Here is a 16,408-nt window from a genome sequence, read left to right as displayed (position 1 = left end):
AGCGGGAGCTGGTCTCCTGGGTAGTGCTGCATCTCGACGCGATCATCGCGCGACCAACGCCCGCCAGCGCCTCAACACGCCCGGCGGGCCGCACAGTTCATCAGATCCCGTGCTTTTTCAGAATCGCTTCGATGTCCGAGAAGTCCTCCCCGGCGGGGGCGGCCTCGCGCCCGCCGCCGCGACGCAGCGCGGGCGGGGAGGCGGCCGGCGGCGCGGCCGGGCGGCCACCGTCCTCGGCGGGCTCCCGTCGGGTGCCGCCGCCGGAGCGGGCCTGGGCGAAACCGGCCACCAGGTAGAGCACGACGGCCAGCGCCAGCACCGCGAATCCGGCCCACACCGTCGGCTTGAACACCAGGTCGGCCGCCCAGGAGGAGAACGCCTGGATGACCTTGCCGCCCAGGCCGATCAGACCGGCCATCGCCAGACCGATCGGGAGCAGCGAGATCGCCGCCAGCCGGGTCGCCTTCACGAACCGGCGGCGGTAGGCGGTCAGGAACGAGACGGCCAGGCCGGCCGCCGAGAGTGCGGCGCACACGGTGATGGTCAGCATGTCTCCATCCTGCCTCGTCGCCCGCCGCCGGCGCCAAGGTGGGGAGGGAAACTGAGGGAATTCCCCGGGTCCGGGCTCCTCCTCTGGGTGGAGGCCGGTGTCGGGCGGCGGGCTGGGAGGATGGCCCCATGTCCACAGACGACCACACCGCGCCACTTCCCGTACTGGAGACCTGGTTCGACCTCCAGTGCCCGGACTGCCACACCGCCCAGGCCGACCTCGCGGCGCTGCGCGAACGCTACGGCGACCGACTGGAGATCCGGCTGCGCCACTTCCCACTGGCGAAGAACAAGCACGCCTACGCCGCCGCACAGGCCGCCGAGGAGGCGTACGCGCAGGGCGCCGGCGACCGGTACGTGCGGGAGTTGCTGTCCCGTACCGCCGAACTCGGTCAGCGCGGCGAGGAACTGCTGGTGGCGCTCGCCGCGGAGCTGGGCCTGGACGCCGACGAGGTGGAGAGCGCGCTGTTCGACGGCCGCCATCTGCTGGCCGTCGACGCCGACCAGGCGGAGGGCCGGGCGCTGGGCGTCAGCGGCACACCCACCTACGTGGTCGGGGGCGAGCGGCTGGACGGCGGCCGCTCCCAGGAGGGGCTGCGGGCCCGGATCGAGCAGATCGTCGACGCCCTGCCGACGACGGCCTGACCCCTGGGCTGACCGGCTCCCCGGCGGCGGTCACAGCAGCCGCTTTCCGTGGTGCAGCACGGTCGCCCGGTAGCCCAGCGAGTCGTAGAGCCGCCTGGCGACGGTGTTCGACCGGAACACGTTGAGGGCGAGCCGGTCGGTGCCGCCGGCCAGACACTCGCGTTCGGCGAGCAGCATCAGGGTGCGCCCGTGCCCCTGGCCCCGGTGCGGCTCGTCGACGGCGACGGAGTGGACAAAGCCGTCCTCCAGGCCCGGCCGGCCCGGTGAGAGCCACAGGGTGCCGACCCGCTCGCCGCGGTGCTCCAGCGCCCACAGCACCCTGTTCGCCGCACGGTCGCCGCTCGGGGGCAGGTCGGCGAGGTCGTGACGGGAGCGGGCCTCGGCGAACTGCCGGTCCATGCCCTCGGCCAGGCACTCCGTCACGAACCGGTCGGCGGTGGCCGTCCGCCACTGTTCCAGCTCCTCGCCGGTGAGCGGCCGGTGGGTGGCGTCCGACGGCAGCTCGGGGACGGTGGTGAGGTGTTTGTCCAGGTGGGCGACGGTCTGGCGGTAGCCGAGCGCGGCGGCGAGGTTGATCGCGGCCTCGGCGGTCGCGGGCACCGCGAGCCAGATCCGGGAGCAGCCCCAGGAGCGCAGGATCTCCTCGGCGGCGAGAGCGGCGACGGTGGCACGGCCGCGTCGCCGGTCGGCGGGCGCGACCTCCAGCCGGTCGATCCGGCCGACCGGCGGCGCCCCGGGCTCGACCTCCGTCCGCAGCCGTACCCCGCCGACGGGCCGGCTGTTGACGCAGATGTCGTACGTCCGCGAGCGGCTGCCGTCGGCGAAGCGCCGCTCGGGGGCGGACGGGCGCAGTGTGGTGGTCATCGCTGCGTTTGTACCAGCGCGGGCGGACGCTGCCCAGCCCGCCGATAGGCGGAAACAGACCCGCCGCCGCAGGGCGGAGGGCCCGGTCAGGGGTCCAGGTCGCCGGCGGAGCGCTCCTCGAAGATCCGCATGGCCTTGGCGGTGACGGGCCCGGGGGCGGCGGCGAGGGGCCGTCCGTCGACGGCCCGCACCGCCTGAACGTCCCGCAGCGAGGAGGTCAGGAAGACCTCCTCGGCCCGGGCGAGGTCGTCCATGGTCAGGTCGGTCTCCTGGGCGTCGGTCCACTGCAGGACCAGTTCCCGGGTGATGCCGGCCAGGCAGCCGGAGCTGAGCGGCGGGGTGTGCAGGCGTCCGTCGAGCACCACGAACACGTTGCTGCCGGTGCCCTCGCACAGCAGTCCGGCGGTGTTGGCGAACAGCGCCTCGGTGGCCGCGCTCTGCCGTGCCCGGGCGAGGGCGATCACGTTCTCCGCGTAGGAGGTGGTCTTCAGGCCGGCCAGCGCGCCGTGCTCGTTGCGCCGCCAGGGCACGGTGATCACGGCGGTGGCGTCCGGGCGCCGGTGGGCCTCGCCGGCCGCGACGACCAGGGTGGGCCGGTCCTCGCCGCGGCTTGAGGCGAGCGGTCCGAGGCCGGCGGTGTAGGTGATGCGCAGCAGTCCGAGCGCGGCCGGATTCGCGCCGATGACGGCCGTGCAGGCCCGCCGCACCTCGTCGAGGTCGGGTTCGGGCAGGCCGAGACCTGCCGCCGAGCGGGCGAGGCGCGCCAGGTGGCGGGTGAGCGCGAAGGGGCGGCCGTCGAGCGTCTTGACCGACTCGAACACGCCGTCGCCCACGGTCAGCCCGTGGTCGAAGATCGAGACCCGTGCGTTCGCGGGGTCCCTGAGGGCGCCGTCCACCCAGATAAGCGTCACTGTGCCGCCTTCCTCTCGGTGGCGCCCCGGGGCGCCACGCCCGCCGTGCCGGCAGCGGCTCCGGTCGGTCCGCTCGGTTGCTCCCCCGACGCTACCCGCAGCAGCCGCTCGGCCTTGAGTTCCGTCTCCGCCCACTCCCGGTCCGGGTCGGAGCCCCAGGTGATGCCGGCACCGGTACCGAAACGCAGGACCGGTCCTCCGGGGGCGTGGCGGTCGACCCAGAAGGTGCGTATGCCCACGGCCAGCTCGCCGCGGCCGCGGTCGGCGTCGACCCAGCCCACCCCGCCGCAGTAGGGGCCCCGGGGAGCCGTCTCCAGTTCGTCGATGATGCGCAGCGCGCTGGACTTCGGGGCGCCGGTGACGGACCCGGGAGGGAAGGTCCCCGCGAACAGCTCGGCCCAGCCTGCGCCGTCGGCGAGTTCGCCGCGCACGGTGGAGACGAGGTGGACCAGGCCCGGGTGGGCCTCCACCGCGCACAGCGCGGGCACGGTGACGCTGCCGGTGGCGCAGACCCGGCCCAGGTCGTTGCGGACCAGGTCGACGATCATCACGTTCTCGGCGTGGTCCTTCTCCAGCAGGTCGTCCGCGGTGCGTCCGGTCCCCTTGATGGGCCCGGACTCCACGACCCGCCCCCGGCGGCGCAGATACAGCTCCGGGGAGGCCGTCGCCACCTCGACGCCGTGCGCCGGCAGCCGGACGACACCCGCGTAGGGGGCCGGGTTCCCCCGGTCCAGGGCGTCGGCGAGGGCCGCGACGTCCACCGTGTGGGGGTCGGGCAGCGGCGCGGTCAGCACCCGGCAGAGATTCGCCTGGTAGACGTCGCCGGCGGCGATGTACTCGCGGACGCGGCGGACACCGGCGACGTACGCCGCCTCGTCCAGCGAGGACGACCAGTCCCCGGGCGCGGGCCCGCGCCAGCGGGCGGTGCGGGGAGCGGGGGGCGCCGGCCGTACGTCGGCGAAGCGCGCGCAGACCAGTCCCCCCTCGAAGTCGGCGACCACCGCCCACCAGCCCCGGGAGTCCAGGGCCGCCGGGTCGCTGGTGACATCCCGCAGGTCGGAGGCGAGAACGCCGCCGAAGCGGGCGAGCGGGGGCAGATCGAGCACGGTTTCGAGTCTAGGCCTGTCCGGTGGGTCGGAGTGGAGGAAGGAGCGGCGTCCGGCGCCTGTGGGAGTCGGTGACCGACGACAACGCGGTGAGCGCGGGTGCCAGGCGCCGCGACGCCGCTCCGACCCACCGGACAGGCATGGGCGCCGGTCACGCGGGGGGAACGGAATTGGAGCTGGCCGCGGAATCCGCTAGAGTTCAACGCGTCGCCGGGGCACGAACAGGCACCGGACACACGACACCTGCGGACGTGGCTCAGTTGGTAGAGCATCACCTTGCCAAGGTGAGGGTCGCGAGTTCGAATCTCGTCGTCCGCTCGAAGTGGGGCCTGGTCCCCGCACTCCTGGTGGAGTGGCCGAGAGGCGAGGCAACGGCCTGCAAAGCCGTCTACACGGGTTCGAATCCCGTCTCCACCTTTATGGACGATTAGCTCAGCGGGAGAGCGCTTCCCTGACACGGAAGAGGTCACTGGTTCAATCCCAGTATCGTCCACCGGCCTTCGGGCCCCCGCGCGATTAGCTCAGCGGGAGAGCGCTTCCCTGACACGGAAGAGGTCACTGGTTCAATCCCAGTATCGCGCACTTCGCGGCACAGCCGTCGGCACCGGACCCGCTCCGGAGTCGGTGGCCGCGTACCCGGACGATTAGCTCAGCGGGAGAGCGCTTCCCTGACACGGAAGAGGTCACTGGTTCAATCCCAGTATCGTCCACAGCAGAGCCCCGGTCGGCACGCCGACCGGGGCTCTTTGTCGCTCCTCTTGTCGCTCCTCGCGTACCGGGGCTGCTGTTCCTCGGGGAATGGCCGAGGCCCGGGCAGCTCCCCAGCTGCCCGGGCCTCTCGCCGTCCTCCGCACCCCCGTCCCCACGGGGTTGACTGGCCGGGATGTCCCCGGTCCGGGCCGCTCTCCCGAACCCCGGGGCGCTGCTCTAGCGCCCCAGCATTCCCGCCACGGACGACGCTTTGGTGACCACCGCGTCCACACCGCCGAAGACGACGGCGAGCAGCAGGGCCACGGGGAGCACGATGGCGGCCGCCACCAGCGGATGGCGCTGGCCGGACGGCCGGGTGCCGATGGTCGCGACGGTGGCGACCAGGTACGAGACCCGCTCCTGTGCGCGGGCGGTCGCCCGCTGCGCCATGTGCGCCATCACTCACGCTCCCTCAGGGTCTGTGGCGGTGGGTGACCCACCTCGGGGGACGAGTACGTCACCCACCGCTTGTCGACAAGCCTAGGCAGCCGACGGCGGCCCGACGTCATGCCCGCGTACCGAACGGGGGCATCCCCAAGAAGGAGGCGGCTCATCCTCGTGTACTCCCCAGGGTGGAGACCGTCCCCGAGACCGGATGGATCATGGTGACTTCACTCACCCGAAGATCACCCGCGCTCCCCCGCCCGGCCTCGCCCGGACGGTCTCCCCGCCGGCCGGCCGGTTGCCCCACCACCACTCGGTGCCCGCCGACCGCCGACCTCAGCTCCCTTGCGCACAGGCGCAGTTGACACCGGCACGGCCATCGGGCCCGTGCTCGGCCGGAGACCGGCCGCCTGTGCCACGGGAATCGTCCGCGCGTGGCGACAATCCACCTCCTGGCGTGCGCGGCATCTGCGCGGACCGGCACGGCACTCCGTAAGCTGTGGGCGTCATCAGGACCGGGCGGCGCGATTGATACGGGGCCTGTCCACCGGAGGCAGGGGAAGGGCATGGCGATAATGCGGCTACGGCGCGAAGACCCGCGCGTCGTGGGCTCGTTCAAACTTCACCGGCGCTTGGGCGCGGGCGGGATGGGCGTGGTCTACCTCGGTTCGGACCGGCGCGGGCAGCGTGTCGCGCTGAAGGTGATCCGGCCGGACCTGGCGGAGGACGAGGAGTTCCGGACCCGCTTCGCGCGCGAGGTCTCCGCGGCGCGGCGCATCCGCGGCGGCTGCACCGCCCGGCTCGTCGCGGCCGATCTCGACGCCGCCCGGCCGTGGTTCGCCACCCAGTACGTGCCGGGGCCGTCGCTGCACGACAAGGTGCACGAGGGCGGGCCGCTGTCGGCGGCGCACGTCGCGGCGGTCGGCGCGGCACTCGCCGAGGGGCTGGTGGCGGTGCACGAGGCCGGTGTCGTCCACCGCGACCTCAAGCCGTCCAACATCCTGCTGTCGCCCAAGGGCCCCCGCATCATCGACTTCGGCATCGCCTGGGCGACGGGTGCCAGCACCCTGACGCACGTCGGCACGGCGGTCGGCTCCCCCGGTTTCCTCGCCCCCGAGCAGGTGCGCGGGGCGGCCGTCACCCCGGCCACCGACGTGTTCTCGCTGGGCGCCACGCTCGCCTACGCCGCGACCGGCGACTCGCCCTTCGGCCAGGGCAGTTCGGAGATCATGCTGTACCGCGTCGTACACGAGGACGCGCACCTGTCGGCGGTGCCGCCGGCACTCGCGCCGATCGTCGCGGCCTGTCTGGCGAAGTCCCCGGAGGACCGGCCGAGCACGCTCCAGCTCTCGCTGCGGCTGAAGGAGATCGCGGCGCGGGAGGCCCGCGGGCTGCCGACCGCCCGGGTAGCCGGGGACGCCCCCGCCGCCACCGTGCGCACGGCGCGCGGCACCGCGACCGGCTCGCGTACGGCGGGCCGCACCGGCGAGCGCCCCACCGGACGGCCCACCGGGGGCGGGACCACCGGCTCCGGCCGACGGCCGGCCCGACCGACGGCGGGCACGGGCGGTCGCGGCCGGGCGGTTCCGGCGTCGCGCACCGGCAGCGGCAGCCGGCCCGGACGCCGACCGCTGCCGCGCACCGAGGCGCGCCGAAGGCTGCTGCGGCAGCGACTTGTGGTGTTCGTGACGGTGACCGTGGCCGTCGCCCTGGGCATCGCACTGGTGCAGGGCGTCTTCTCCTGACCCCGCGTCTTCTCCTGACCCCGCCACCCGCTGCCCGGCGCGGCCCGCCGGTCGGTCAGCGGGTGGCGTAGAAGGCCACGGCGGAGGCGGCGGCGACGTTCAGGGAGTCCACGCCCGCCGCCATCGGGATGCGCACCCGCACATCGGCGCGGGCCAGCGCCCCGGCGGTCAGACCCTCGCCCTCCGTCCCGAAGAGCAGCGCCAGCCGCTCGGGCCGCCGCGCGGCGAGTTCGTCCAGGGTGATCGAGTCGTCGGCCAGGCACAGCGCGGCGGTGAGGAAGCCGTGCTCTCCCAGCGCGTCGAGCCCGTCCGGCCAGGAGTCGAAGCGGGTCCACGGAAGCTGGAGGACGGCGCCCATCGACACCTTCACCGCCCGCCGGTAGAGCGGGTCCGCGCAGCGCGGGGTGAGCAGCACGGCGTCCACGCCGAGCGCCGCCGCGTTGCGGAAGGCCGCGCCGACGTTGGCGTGGTCGACCAGGTCCTCCAACACCGCGACCCGCCGCGCCCCGTCCAGCAGCGCGCCCGGCCCGACCACCGGGCGGCGGTGCATCGAGGCCAGCGCGCCGCGGTGCACGTGGTAGCCGGTGACCTGCTCGGCGACCCGCGGCGTCACCGTGTACACGGGCGCCGGCACCTCCGCGACGACGTCCCGCATGACGTCGAGCCACTTGGGCGCCAGCAGCATGGAACGGATCTCGTAACCGGCGGCGAGCGCACGGCGGATGACCTTCTCGCCCTCCGCGATGAACAGCCCCTCGGCCGGCTCGCGTCGGCGCCGCAGCTCGACGTCGGTGAGGTCGGTGTAGTCGGACAGCCGGGGATCGCCCGGGTCCTCGACGGTGATCGGTTCTCCCACGGGTGGTGCGGTCCCTCGCGCTCAGCGGCCGGTGCCGAGTCCGACGGCCACCACGTCGCCGATGACGATGACGGCGGGCGGCCGTATGCCCTCCCGGGCGACCGCGTCGCCGACGGTGGCGAGGGTGGCGTCCAGTCGGCGCTCGGTGGCGGTGGTGCCCTCCTGGATCACCGCGACCGGGGTGCCCCCGTCCCGGCCGTGCTCGGCGAGGGCCTTGGCGATGGCGGCGATCCGCTCGACGCCCATCAGGACCACCAGGGTGCCGCGCAGTCGGGCCAGCGCCGCCCAGTCCACCAGTGAGCGGCTGTCGTCGGGGGCGACGTGCCCGCTGACGACGGTGAACTCGTGGGCCACGCCCCGGTGGGTGACCGGGATGCCGGCCACCGCCGGCACGCTGATCGAGCTGGAGATGCCGGGTACGACGGTGACCGGGATGCCCTCGGCGGCCAGCGCCTGGGCCTCCTCCATGCCGCGCCCGAACACGTACGGGTCGCCGCCCTTGAGACGGACGACCGCACGACCGGCCTTGGCGTGCCTGATCAGCGCCTCGTTGATGGCCTCCTGCGCCATGGCGCGGCCGTAGGGGATCTTCGCCGCGTCGATCACCTCGACGTGCGGCGGGAGTTCGTCGAGCAGTTCGCGCGGGCCGAGCCGGTCGGCGACGACGACGTCGGCGGCGGCCAGCAGCCGCCGACCGCGCACGGTGATCAGGTCGGGGTCGCCGGGACCGCCGCCCACCAGGGCGACACTGCCGCTCGCCCGCTCCCGGAACGCCGGCGCCGCCAGCGTGCCGTCCCGCAGCCCCTCGATCACGGCGTCGCGGACCGCCGCCGAGCGCCGGGGGTCCTGCCCGGTGAGCACGGCCACGGTGACGCCCTCGCTGTGGCCGGTCGCCGGCGTCCAGGCGGTCGCCGCCGTCGCGTCGTCACTGCGCACCGCCCATACCCGGGACCGCTCGGCCTCGGCGGAGGCGGCCTCGTTGGCATCGGGGTCACTGGTGGCGATCAGTGCGTACCAGGCGTCCGCCAGGTCGCCGGGACGGTAGCCGCGCCGCGCCCAGCTGATCTCCCCGGTGTCCGCCATCGCCTCGATGGTGGCGGTGACCTCCGGGGAGATCAGTTCCACCACCGCGCCGGCGGCGATCAGCGAGGGCAGTCGGCGCTGCGCGACGGTGCCGCCGCCGAGTACGACAACGCGGCGGCCCGCCAGACGCAGGCCGACGGGGTAGGCGGGAAGCTCGGGCATGGCGGTGCTGCTCCTCGGATCGAGCACGGGGGCCGCTGCGGCGGCGGAGCGGCGGATAGGTGCACTGTAGACGGCCGGCGGCCGATCAGTTCTTCTCTGTGACGCCCGCCGCATCAAACGTCGCGACCTCGTGCATCGCGCGGGCCGCGCTCTGCACGATCGGCAGGGCGAGCAGGGCACCGGTGCCCTCGCCGAGCCGCAGGTCGAGATCGACCAGCGGACGCAGCCCCAACGTGTTGAGCGCGGCGAGATGGCCGGGTTCGGCGCTGCGGTGGCCGGCGATGCAGGCCGCCAGGGCCTCCGGGGCCATGGCCCGGGCGACCAGCGCGGCGGCACCGGCGCTCACGCCGTCCAGGATCACCGGAGTGCGCAGCGAGGCGCCGCCGAGGATCAGGCCGACCATCGCGGCGTGCTCCAGACCGCCGATCGCGGCGAGTACGCCGATCGGGTCGGTCGGGTCCACGTCGTGGAGTTCCAGGGCCCGCCGGACGACCTCCACCTTGTGGGCGTGCATCTCGTCGCTCACGCCGGTGCCGCGCCCGGTGACCTCCGCCGGGTCGACACCGGTGTAGACGGAGATCAGCGCGGCGGAGACGGTGGTGTTGGCGATGCCCATCTCGCCCGTCAGCAGGGCCCGGTTCCCGGCGGTGACCAGGTCACGCGCGGTCTCGATGCCCACCTCCAGGGCGCGGGTGGCCTCCTCGCGGGTCATCGCGGGGCCGGCGGTGAAGTCGGCGGTACCCGGCCGGACCTTGCGCGGCAGCAGCCCGGGTGTCGCGGGCAGCGTGCCCGCCACACCGACGTCGATCACACACACCTCGGCGCCGACCTGGCCGGCGAACGCGTTGCAGACGGCGCCGCCGCCCAGGAAGTTCGCCACCATCTGGCCGGTGACCTCCTGCGGCCACGCGGTCACGCCCTGGGCGTGCACCCCGTGGTCGCCGGCGAAGATCGCCACGGCGGCCGGCTCCGGGATCGGCGGCGGGCACTGCCGGGCCAGCCCACTGAGCTGCGCGGAGATGATCTCCAGCATGCCGAGCGCGCCGGACGGCTTGGTCATGCGCTTCTGCCGCTCCCACGCCTCGCCGAGCGCCTTGGCGTCCAGCGGACGGATGGCGGCCAGCGTCTCGCTGAGCAGGTCGTGCGGCTCGGCGCCGGGCAGTATCCGCCGCCCGTAGGACTCCTCGTGCACCACCCACGACAGCGGGCGGCGCTTGGACCAGCCGGCCTGCACCAGCTCCGGCTCGTCGGGGAACTCGTCGACGTAGCCGACGCACAGGTAGGCCACGACCTCCAGGTGCTCGGGCAGCCCGAGCTCGCTGACCATCTCACGCTCGTCGAAGAAGCTGACCCAGCCCACGCCCAGTCCCTCGGCGCGGGCCGCGAGCCAGAGGTTCTCCACCGCGAGCGCGGAGGAGTACGGCGCCATCTGCGGCTGGGTGTGGCGGCCGAGGGTGTGCCGGCCGCCCCGGGTGCCGTCGGCGGTGACGACGATGTTCACCGGGGTGTCGAGGATGGCCTCGATCTTCAGTTCCTTGAACTGCTTGGCCCGCGCCTTCGGCAGCGACGCGGCGTACGCGTCGCGCTGCCGCAGGGCCAGCTCGTGCATGCGGCGCCGGGTCTCCTCGGAGCGGATGATCACGAAGTCCCACGGCTGGGAGTGGCCCACGCTGGGCGCGGTGTGCGCGGCCTCCAGGACCCGCAGCAGCACCTCGTGCGGGATGGCGTCCGCGCGGAAGCCGTTGCGGATGTCGCGGCGGTCGCGCATCGCGCGGTGCACGGCGTCGCGGTCGGCGTCCGAGTAGCCGGGCGCGGGCGGTCCCTGCGGGGCCGCTTCCTCGGCGGCGGGCGCCTCGGCGGGCCGCGCGGCGTCGGCGGCGCCCTCGGACACGGCCGGCTGGGCGGCCTCGGCAGACGCGGTCGCCGGGTCGGTCGCCGTCTCCCCCTCGGCGACGACGGGCTCGGCGGCCGCTGGTGCGGGCTCCGCGGACACGGGCTCGGCAGGAACGGCTTCCGCGGACACGGGCTCGGCGGGCGGCGCCTCGGCGGGGGCCGGATCGGCGGGCACGTCCTCGGCTGCCGGCTGGGCCGGCTCCGCGCCCGGCGCGGGCTCCGCCGGGGCGGCGGGTTGCGCGGACGCCTGCGCCGACGGCTCGTCCGACGGCTCGGCGGGCGGTGCCGGCTCGGCGGCGGGCATCGCGTGCACGGTCGGCCCCGGGTCGGCCTGCGGCGAAGGCTGTTCGCCCGGTGCCTGCACCGGGTCGGCGGCGGCGGTCGGCTGCGCGGCATCCGACGACGCGGGCGCGGGCTGCGGTTCGGCGGCTCTCGGCCCCGGCACCATCTGTACGGGCGCGGCGGCCGACGACTCGGCCGCCACGGCCTGTCCGGACTCCGACGGCCCGCTCCCGGCGGGCTGCCGGCCGGCGGACTCACCCGTCCCGCCGCTGGACGCGGCCTCCACAGGCGCGACGGCGACGGCGGCCACCGGCTCGGCGGGGCTCGCCTGGACCTGCTCGGGCAGCGGGTCGGTCAGCGGATCGCCCGCCTCCGGCCCCTGCGGCGAAGCCGCACCCGGAGCGGGCACGGCCGGACCTGCCGCAAGCGGCGTCTCAGCGGCGGGCGCCGGGATGGTCACCTGCTGCGGCGCACCGGCCTGCTGCGGCGCAGCGGCGTGCGGCAGTCCCTCGACTGCCGAGGGGAGGGGGTTTCCGTGGGCGTCGACCGCCGGGGCGGGCGCGGCGGCTCCGAGCGCGATCGGGTGGCCCGGGGCGGCGGCTTCGGCGCCGGGTTCCTGCGGCTCGCCGGGCGCGACGGCCTCCCCGTCCACCGCGACCGGCGCCGCCTCGGCGGGCTCGCTCGGCGCCGCCTCGACAGGCACGGGCTCGGCGGCCACCGGCTCGGCGGTCGCCTCTGCCGCCCCGGCCTCAACGGCGGCCGGCTCAACGGCGGCGGGCGCACCGGTCCCCGGCTCGACGGGAGCGGACTGCACGGGGGTGGCCTGGACGGCGGCCTCGCCCTGTACGCCGGCCTCGGCCGCCGCCGGCTCGACCGGCTGGGCCTCGGGGAACGACTCGTGCTCGGCGCCGGTCGGCAGCGGCGTCTCGCCGGTGGCTGCTCCCGGCTGCGGCTCGGAGGCGGGGGCCACCTGCTGCCAGGGTCCGGACCGGCCGGGCAGCTCACCGAGTTGGGGACCGGGCAGCTCGCCGAGCTGCGGGCCGGGCAGCTGGGAGGGGTCCGGCATGGTGGCCGGGCCGGTGGCCATGGACACGTCCAGGTACTCCGGTGCGCCCTGCTGGGGGTAGCCGCCGGTGCCGTCCTCCGGGCGCGGGCCGGGCGCGGGCATGCCGGGGCCGTAGCCGCCGTCGGGCGGCTGCGGTGCGGCGGCCAGGGGCTCGACCGGCTGCTGGACAGGGGCGGGCCGGCTCGCGGCGGGCGGCCCGCTGGGGCCGCGGTCGGCGAGGGAGCGCACCGCGCCGGACTGCTCGGGCACCGGCGGGCCGAGGTGCAGCGGCCGACGCGGCACGCCGCCGGGCGGGGTACCACCGGCGGGCACACCGCCGGCCGGGGTACCGTCCACGGGCACGCCGCCCGCCGGGGTGTGGCGGCCGTGTGTCCCACCACCGAGCGGCTGTCCGCCGTCGGCGTGCATCCGCACCGCGCTGTAGTCGTGGACGCCTGAGTCCCGGCCGTCGGTCTCGTGGTTCTCCGGCAGGTGGTCGACGGCACCCTGCGCGGGAGCGTGGGCGGGAGCGTGCGTGTGGACGGGGGCGTCGGCGGGCATGGGCTGGCGGTAGTACTGCCCGCTGTTCAGCGGCTCGCCCCACGCGCCCTGCGAACTGGGCATCAGCAGCTGGTCGTCCTGATCCGCGCCGGGCCCGGGGGCCGGGTCGGGAAAGGTGTAGCCGCCGGACGCCGGGACGCCCGGCTGCTCCTGCGGTGCGCCTGCGTTCTCCGGCTGTCCCTCGCCGGGGATCCGGCCGGTGTCAGTCATGCGTACCCCTCGCCCATCGTCCTCTTCTGCCAGCCCGCCGGGACGGTAAGCCCCCTTGTCGAGGTACAACGAGCGCGTGGAACTCACGGCACGTCTCCCTCGTTCGTCCATCCGCGACGTGACGCGGAAACCCGGTGGCGCGACCCGCTCGACCGCTGGTCGAAGGGCCGACGCGGGTGCGGCGAACCGCCCGACGGACCGGACACACAACGGTCCATCACCCTACCCGTCGGCACCGACAGAAGGTGTCCCGGGTGCACGACTGACCCCGCTTGGTCACGGTTCATTCCGACCAGATCACATACGACTTCCGCAGAGCAGGAAAACGACCGTCCGGTCCCGCTCGGACCAGTCGGCGGTGTCCAGGTCGACGGACTGGAGCAGCAGGCACTCGACGCGGTAGCCGCTCTCGTCCAACACCCGCCCCAGCGCCTCGGCCTCGTCCCGGGTGCCGGCGTGGGTGACCACTCGTTCGGGTCGGCGGTCGACGCAGGCGGCGAGCAGGCGGGGCGAGGGGCTGCCGACGCGCACGACGTCCGGTTCCGGCAGGTCCTCCAGTACCTGTGGCGCGCCGCCGTGCACGACCTGTACCTGGACGCCGAGCGCGGCGGCGGTCGCCGAAGCGCGGCCGCAGGCCTCCGCGTTGCGGTCGACGGCGATCACCGCGGCGCCGAACCGCGCCACCTCGGCCGCCAACCGGCCGTCGCCCGTGCCGATGTCCCACACCAGGTCGCCTGGGCGCGGGCCGAGTCGGGCCAGTTGCACGGCGCGCAGCTGGGTGGATCCGTCGGCGACCGTGCCGGGCGGCTCGGGTTCGGTGGGTCGGTCCGCCTGGTAGGGCAGGGCCCAGCCCCGGGGTTCCTCGCGCTGGCCCGCGGGTCGGCCCGCGAGCCAGCCGCCGAGTCGGGTGTGGCCGGCGCCGGAGGCGGCGTTCCCCGTCGGTCTCGGTGCGCCCTGGCCACCGAGGACGATCACCACGTTGGGGTCCCGCCAGACGTAGTCGGCCGCCTTGTCGGAGGTGAGGACGGTGACCCGTTCCTGCGGGGTGCCGAGTGCCTCGCAGATGACAAAGGTGCGGTGCACTCCGGTGAGCAGCAGGCCGAGTTCGGCGGGGCCGGCTCCGGGTGAGGTGAGGACGGCCACCTTGGGGTGGGCGCGGCAGACGTTGACGGCCCGGCGCAGGGTGCGGCTGTGGGCGACGACGATCCGGGCGTCGTCCCAGGGCATCCCGGCGCGGGCGAAGGCGGTGGCGACGGCGGAGACGGCGGGGACGACCTCGACCTCCAGTCCGAACTCCGGGGCGCGGAGCACCCGGACGACGCCGAAGAAGCCCGGGTCGCCGTCGGCGAGTACCACCGCGGTGCCGCGGTGGGAGGCGATACGGCGGGCGGCCAGCGCGACGCTGCCGAGTCGTATCCGCTCGGCGTTCGGCGGCACCTCGGGCAGCGCCAGATGGTGGGCGGCGCCGGCGACCAGGGTGGCGGCCCGGAGGGCGGAGAGGGCCGCGGCGGTCAGCGGCGAGCCGTCCCACCCGATCACCGTGACGCGGTCGGCCATCGGCGTGACTCTCCTGGGGGCTGTTGCGCAGGTCGGGGGCAGGGTGAGACTACCCGAGCCGCACCCCGCGCACCCATCGGCCCGGCCCGCCGTGGACGCCGCCGGGGTCGGTCCCCGGGCGCGCGGTTCAGCTGTGGTGGCGGCCGGGCCAGTTCGGGTAGTGGGCGTAGGTGCCGCCCTGGGCCAGCTCCTCCGCGACGCCGTCCAGGTCCTCCGGGAGGAGGCTCCAGACGATGAGGTCGGTGCGCAGCTCGGTCCAGTGGCCTTCCTCGGTGCGGGCGCGCGCTATCCAGGCGTTGCGCAGGACGCCTTCGCTGATGCAGCCGATCTTCTGGGCGACCTGCTGGGAGGCGGTGTTGTCGGCGGCGGTGCGCAGTTCCAGCCGTTCGAAGCCCTGGTCGTCGAAGAGCCAGCCGGCGGCTGCCAGCACCGACTCGCAGGCGTAGCCCTCGCCTCTGGCCCAGGGGGCGATGACGTAGGCGGCCTCGGCGGCGCGCACCCGCCGGTCGACGTTCCGCAGGTGGACGGTGCCGACGAGGCGTTGGGTGAGGAGTTCGGTGACGGCAAAGGCCACGCCGGTGCCGGCGGCGCGTTCCGCCGGAGCCCGGAGGGTGATCCACTCACGGGCGTCGGCCCGGGTGTAGGGGGTGGGCACCGAGGTCCAGGCGGCGACCAGTTCGTCGTTCATCATCTCGGTGAACTCCGGGACGTCCGCCTCGTCCAGCGGCCGCAGCACCAGCCGGTCCGTGCTGAGTGAGATGTCCGGAAAACCGGGAGACGAAGAGGTCATGCGCCGCTCCAACCTGCGAGGGGTCAAGTGCACAGCATGCAGCATCGATCAGCGGACACGCAGCGGCGGGCCCCGGTGGACACCGGGGCCCGCCGCCGTGCGCCGTGCCGGTCAGGACTTGACGGGACCGAAGGCCGGGATGACCGAACCGTCGTCGTAGGTCTTCTCCAGGTAGGCGCGGACCTTGTCGGAGTTGAGCAGTTCGGCGAGCTTGACCACGCGCGGGTCCTTCTCGCTGCCCTTCTTCACGGCGAGCAGGTTGGCGTACGGGTTGCCCTCGGTCTTCTCGGTGACAAGGGCGTCCTTCGCCGGCTTGAGCCCCGCCTCGATGGCGTAGTTGCCGTTGATGACGGCGGCGTCCACGTCGCCCAGGGAGCGCGGCAGGGTGGCCGCCTCCAGCTCCTTGAACTTCAGGCCCTTGCGGTCGGTGACGTCCGCGAGGGTGGCGCCGCTGCCGACGCCGCCCTTCAGCGTGATCAGGCCGTGGTCGGCGAGCAGCTTCAGCGCGCGGCCCTCGTTGGTGGCGTCGTTGGGCACGGCGACGGTGTGCCCGGCCTTGAGGTCCTTGACGCCCTTGACGGACTTGGAGTAGAGCGCCAGCGGCTCGAGGTGGACGTTGACGACCGGGACGAGGGTGTCGCCGCTCTGCTTGTTGTAGTCGTCGAGGAACGGCTTGTGCTGGAAGAAGTTGGCGCCGATCTGGCCGTCCTGGAGGGCGGTGTTGGGCAGCCGGTAGTCGTCGAAGACCTTGATTTTCAGGTCGAGGTCGGCGTCCTTCGCGAGGTTGTCCCGGACGTACTCGAGGATGCCGGCGTGCGGGGTGGCGGAGGCGCCGACGGTCAGCGGCTTGCTGCTGTCCGTGGCGGCGCCGGTGTCCGGGTCGGAGGCGGTGCCGCAGGCGGTCAGGGCGAGGGTGAGGGCGGCGGCGGTCGCCGCGAGGACGGTGGTCCTGAGGTGGGTGCGCACGAAGAGTGCCTCTTTCTGTGTGGTGCCGGCCCGACGAAGGGTTCGGGCT

At 74.6% G+C, this 16,408-nt stretch carries 13 protein-coding genes and 5 tRNA genes; 7 read left to right on the top strand and 11 right to left on the bottom strand.

Going from position 1 to position 16,408, the window contains the following annotated elements:
- Window positions 1-100: 100 nt before the first annotated feature.
- Window positions 101-550, bottom strand: coding sequence for a hypothetical protein (locus tag FNX44_RS12980; protein ID WP_143648223.1), 450 nt, complete (start codon window positions 548-550; stop codon window positions 101-103).
- Window positions 551-678: 128 nt separating this feature from the next.
- Between FNX44_RS12980 and FNX44_RS12975 the strand changes: the two genes are divergently transcribed.
- Complete coding sequence (locus FNX44_RS12975; RefSeq protein WP_143648222.1) at window positions 679-1,194, top strand: DsbA family protein; 516 nt, start codon at window positions 679-681, stop codon at window positions 1,192-1,194.
- Window positions 1,195-1,224: 30 nt separating this feature from the next.
- Here FNX44_RS12975 and FNX44_RS12970 read toward each other — a convergent pair whose 3' ends face one another.
- The 3 genes from FNX44_RS12970 to FNX44_RS12960 all read right to left on the bottom strand — a co-directional run bounded on the left by FNX44_RS12970 (window position 1,225) and on the right by FNX44_RS12960 (window position 4,075).
- The gene (locus FNX44_RS12970; protein ID WP_143648221.1) at window positions 1,225-2,058 is read right to left on the bottom strand and encodes a GNAT family N-acetyltransferase; all 834 of its coding nucleotides are present in this window, start codon (window positions 2,056-2,058) and stop codon (window positions 1,225-1,227) included.
- Between the two features lie 86 nt (window positions 2,059-2,144).
- On the bottom strand, window positions 2,145-2,969 hold the full coding sequence (locus FNX44_RS12965) for an aminotransferase class IV (protein ID WP_323369320.1): 825 nt from the start codon (window positions 2,967-2,969) through the stop codon (window positions 2,145-2,147).
- Window positions 2,966-4,075, bottom strand: a complete 1,110-nt coding sequence (locus FNX44_RS12960) for a chorismate-binding protein (protein ID WP_143648220.1) — start codon at window positions 4,073-4,075, stop codon at window positions 2,966-2,968. Before FNX44_RS12960 ends, FNX44_RS12965 begins: the two co-directional genes overlap by 4 nt.
- 245 nt (window positions 4,076-4,320) lie before the next feature.
- Between FNX44_RS12960 and FNX44_RS12955 the strand changes: the two genes are divergently transcribed.
- From FNX44_RS12955 to FNX44_RS12935, 5 genes are all read left to right on the top strand, one after another.
- Window positions 4,321-4,393: transfer RNA gene (locus FNX44_RS12955), tRNA-Gly, on the top strand.
- 28 nt (window positions 4,394-4,421) lie between these two features.
- Window positions 4,422-4,492: transfer RNA gene (locus tag FNX44_RS12950), tRNA-Cys, on the top strand.
- Between the two features lie 4 nt (window positions 4,493-4,496).
- Window positions 4,497-4,568, top strand: a tRNA-Val gene (locus FNX44_RS12945).
- 17 nt (window positions 4,569-4,585) lie between these two features.
- Window positions 4,586-4,657, top strand: a tRNA-Val gene (locus tag FNX44_RS12940).
- 56 nt (window positions 4,658-4,713) lie between these two features.
- A tRNA-Val gene (locus FNX44_RS12935) sits at window positions 4,714-4,785 on the top strand.
- Between the two features lie 217 nt (window positions 4,786-5,002).
- Here FNX44_RS12935 and FNX44_RS12930 read toward each other — a convergent pair.
- Window positions 5,003-5,224, bottom strand: a complete 222-nt coding sequence (locus FNX44_RS12930) for a hypothetical protein (protein WP_228449857.1) — start codon at window positions 5,222-5,224, stop codon at window positions 5,003-5,005.
- Window positions 5,225-5,775: 551 nt separating this feature from the next.
- Between FNX44_RS12930 and FNX44_RS12925 the strand changes: the two genes are divergently transcribed.
- Window positions 5,776-6,954 (top strand): serine/threonine-protein kinase, encoded by a 1,179-nt coding sequence (locus FNX44_RS12925; RefSeq protein WP_143648219.1) that lies wholly within the window; start codon window positions 5,776-5,778, stop codon window positions 6,952-6,954.
- Between the two features lie 55 nt (window positions 6,955-7,009).
- Here FNX44_RS12925 and FNX44_RS12920 read toward each other — a convergent pair whose 3' ends face one another.
- The 6 genes from FNX44_RS12920 to FNX44_RS12895 all read right to left on the bottom strand — a co-directional run bounded on the left by FNX44_RS12920 (window position 7,010) and on the right by FNX44_RS12895 (window position 16,359).
- Window positions 7,010-7,810: a TrmH family RNA methyltransferase gene (locus tag FNX44_RS12920; protein WP_143648218.1), complete on the bottom strand. Its 801-nt coding sequence runs from the start codon at window positions 7,808-7,810 to the stop codon at window positions 7,010-7,012.
- A 21-nt stretch (window positions 7,811-7,831) separates the two neighbouring features.
- A complete protein-coding gene (gene cobA / locus FNX44_RS12915) occupies window positions 7,832-9,055 on the bottom strand; it encodes a uroporphyrinogen-III C-methyltransferase (protein ID WP_143648217.1) in 1,224 nt (407 codons plus the stop codon).
- An 85-nt stretch (window positions 9,056-9,140) separates the two neighbouring features.
- On the bottom strand, window positions 9,141-13,046 hold the full coding sequence (gene cobT, locus FNX44_RS12910) for a nicotinate-nucleotide--dimethylbenzimidazole phosphoribosyltransferase (RefSeq protein ID WP_143648216.1): 3,906 nt from the start codon (window positions 13,044-13,046) through the stop codon (window positions 9,141-9,143).
- Between the two features lie 297 nt (window positions 13,047-13,343).
- Window positions 13,344-14,603, bottom strand: a complete 1,260-nt coding sequence (cbiE, locus tag FNX44_RS12905; RefSeq protein ID WP_143648215.1) for a precorrin-6y C5,15-methyltransferase (decarboxylating) subunit CbiE — start codon at window positions 14,601-14,603, stop codon at window positions 13,344-13,346.
- Window positions 14,604-14,730: 127 nt separating this feature from the next.
- On the bottom strand, window positions 14,731-15,393 hold the full coding sequence (locus FNX44_RS12900) for a GNAT family N-acetyltransferase (RefSeq protein WP_143648214.1): 663 nt from the start codon (window positions 15,391-15,393) through the stop codon (window positions 14,731-14,733).
- A 111-nt stretch (window positions 15,394-15,504) separates the two neighbouring features.
- Window positions 15,505-16,359: a MetQ/NlpA family ABC transporter substrate-binding protein gene (locus FNX44_RS12895; protein WP_143648213.1), complete on the bottom strand. Its 855-nt coding sequence runs from the start codon at window positions 16,357-16,359 to the stop codon at window positions 15,505-15,507.
- Between the last annotated feature and the right edge of the window lie 49 nt (window positions 16,360-16,408).

The sequence above is a fragment of the Streptomyces alkaliterrae genome (genome assembly GCF_007097205.2).
GTDB classification, from domain to species: Bacteria; Actinomycetota; Actinomycetes; order Streptomycetales; family Streptomycetaceae; genus Streptomyces; species Streptomyces alkaliterrae.
Note: the sequence above shows the minus strand (reverse complement) of the source record. Positions and strands in the feature narration are given on the sequence as shown.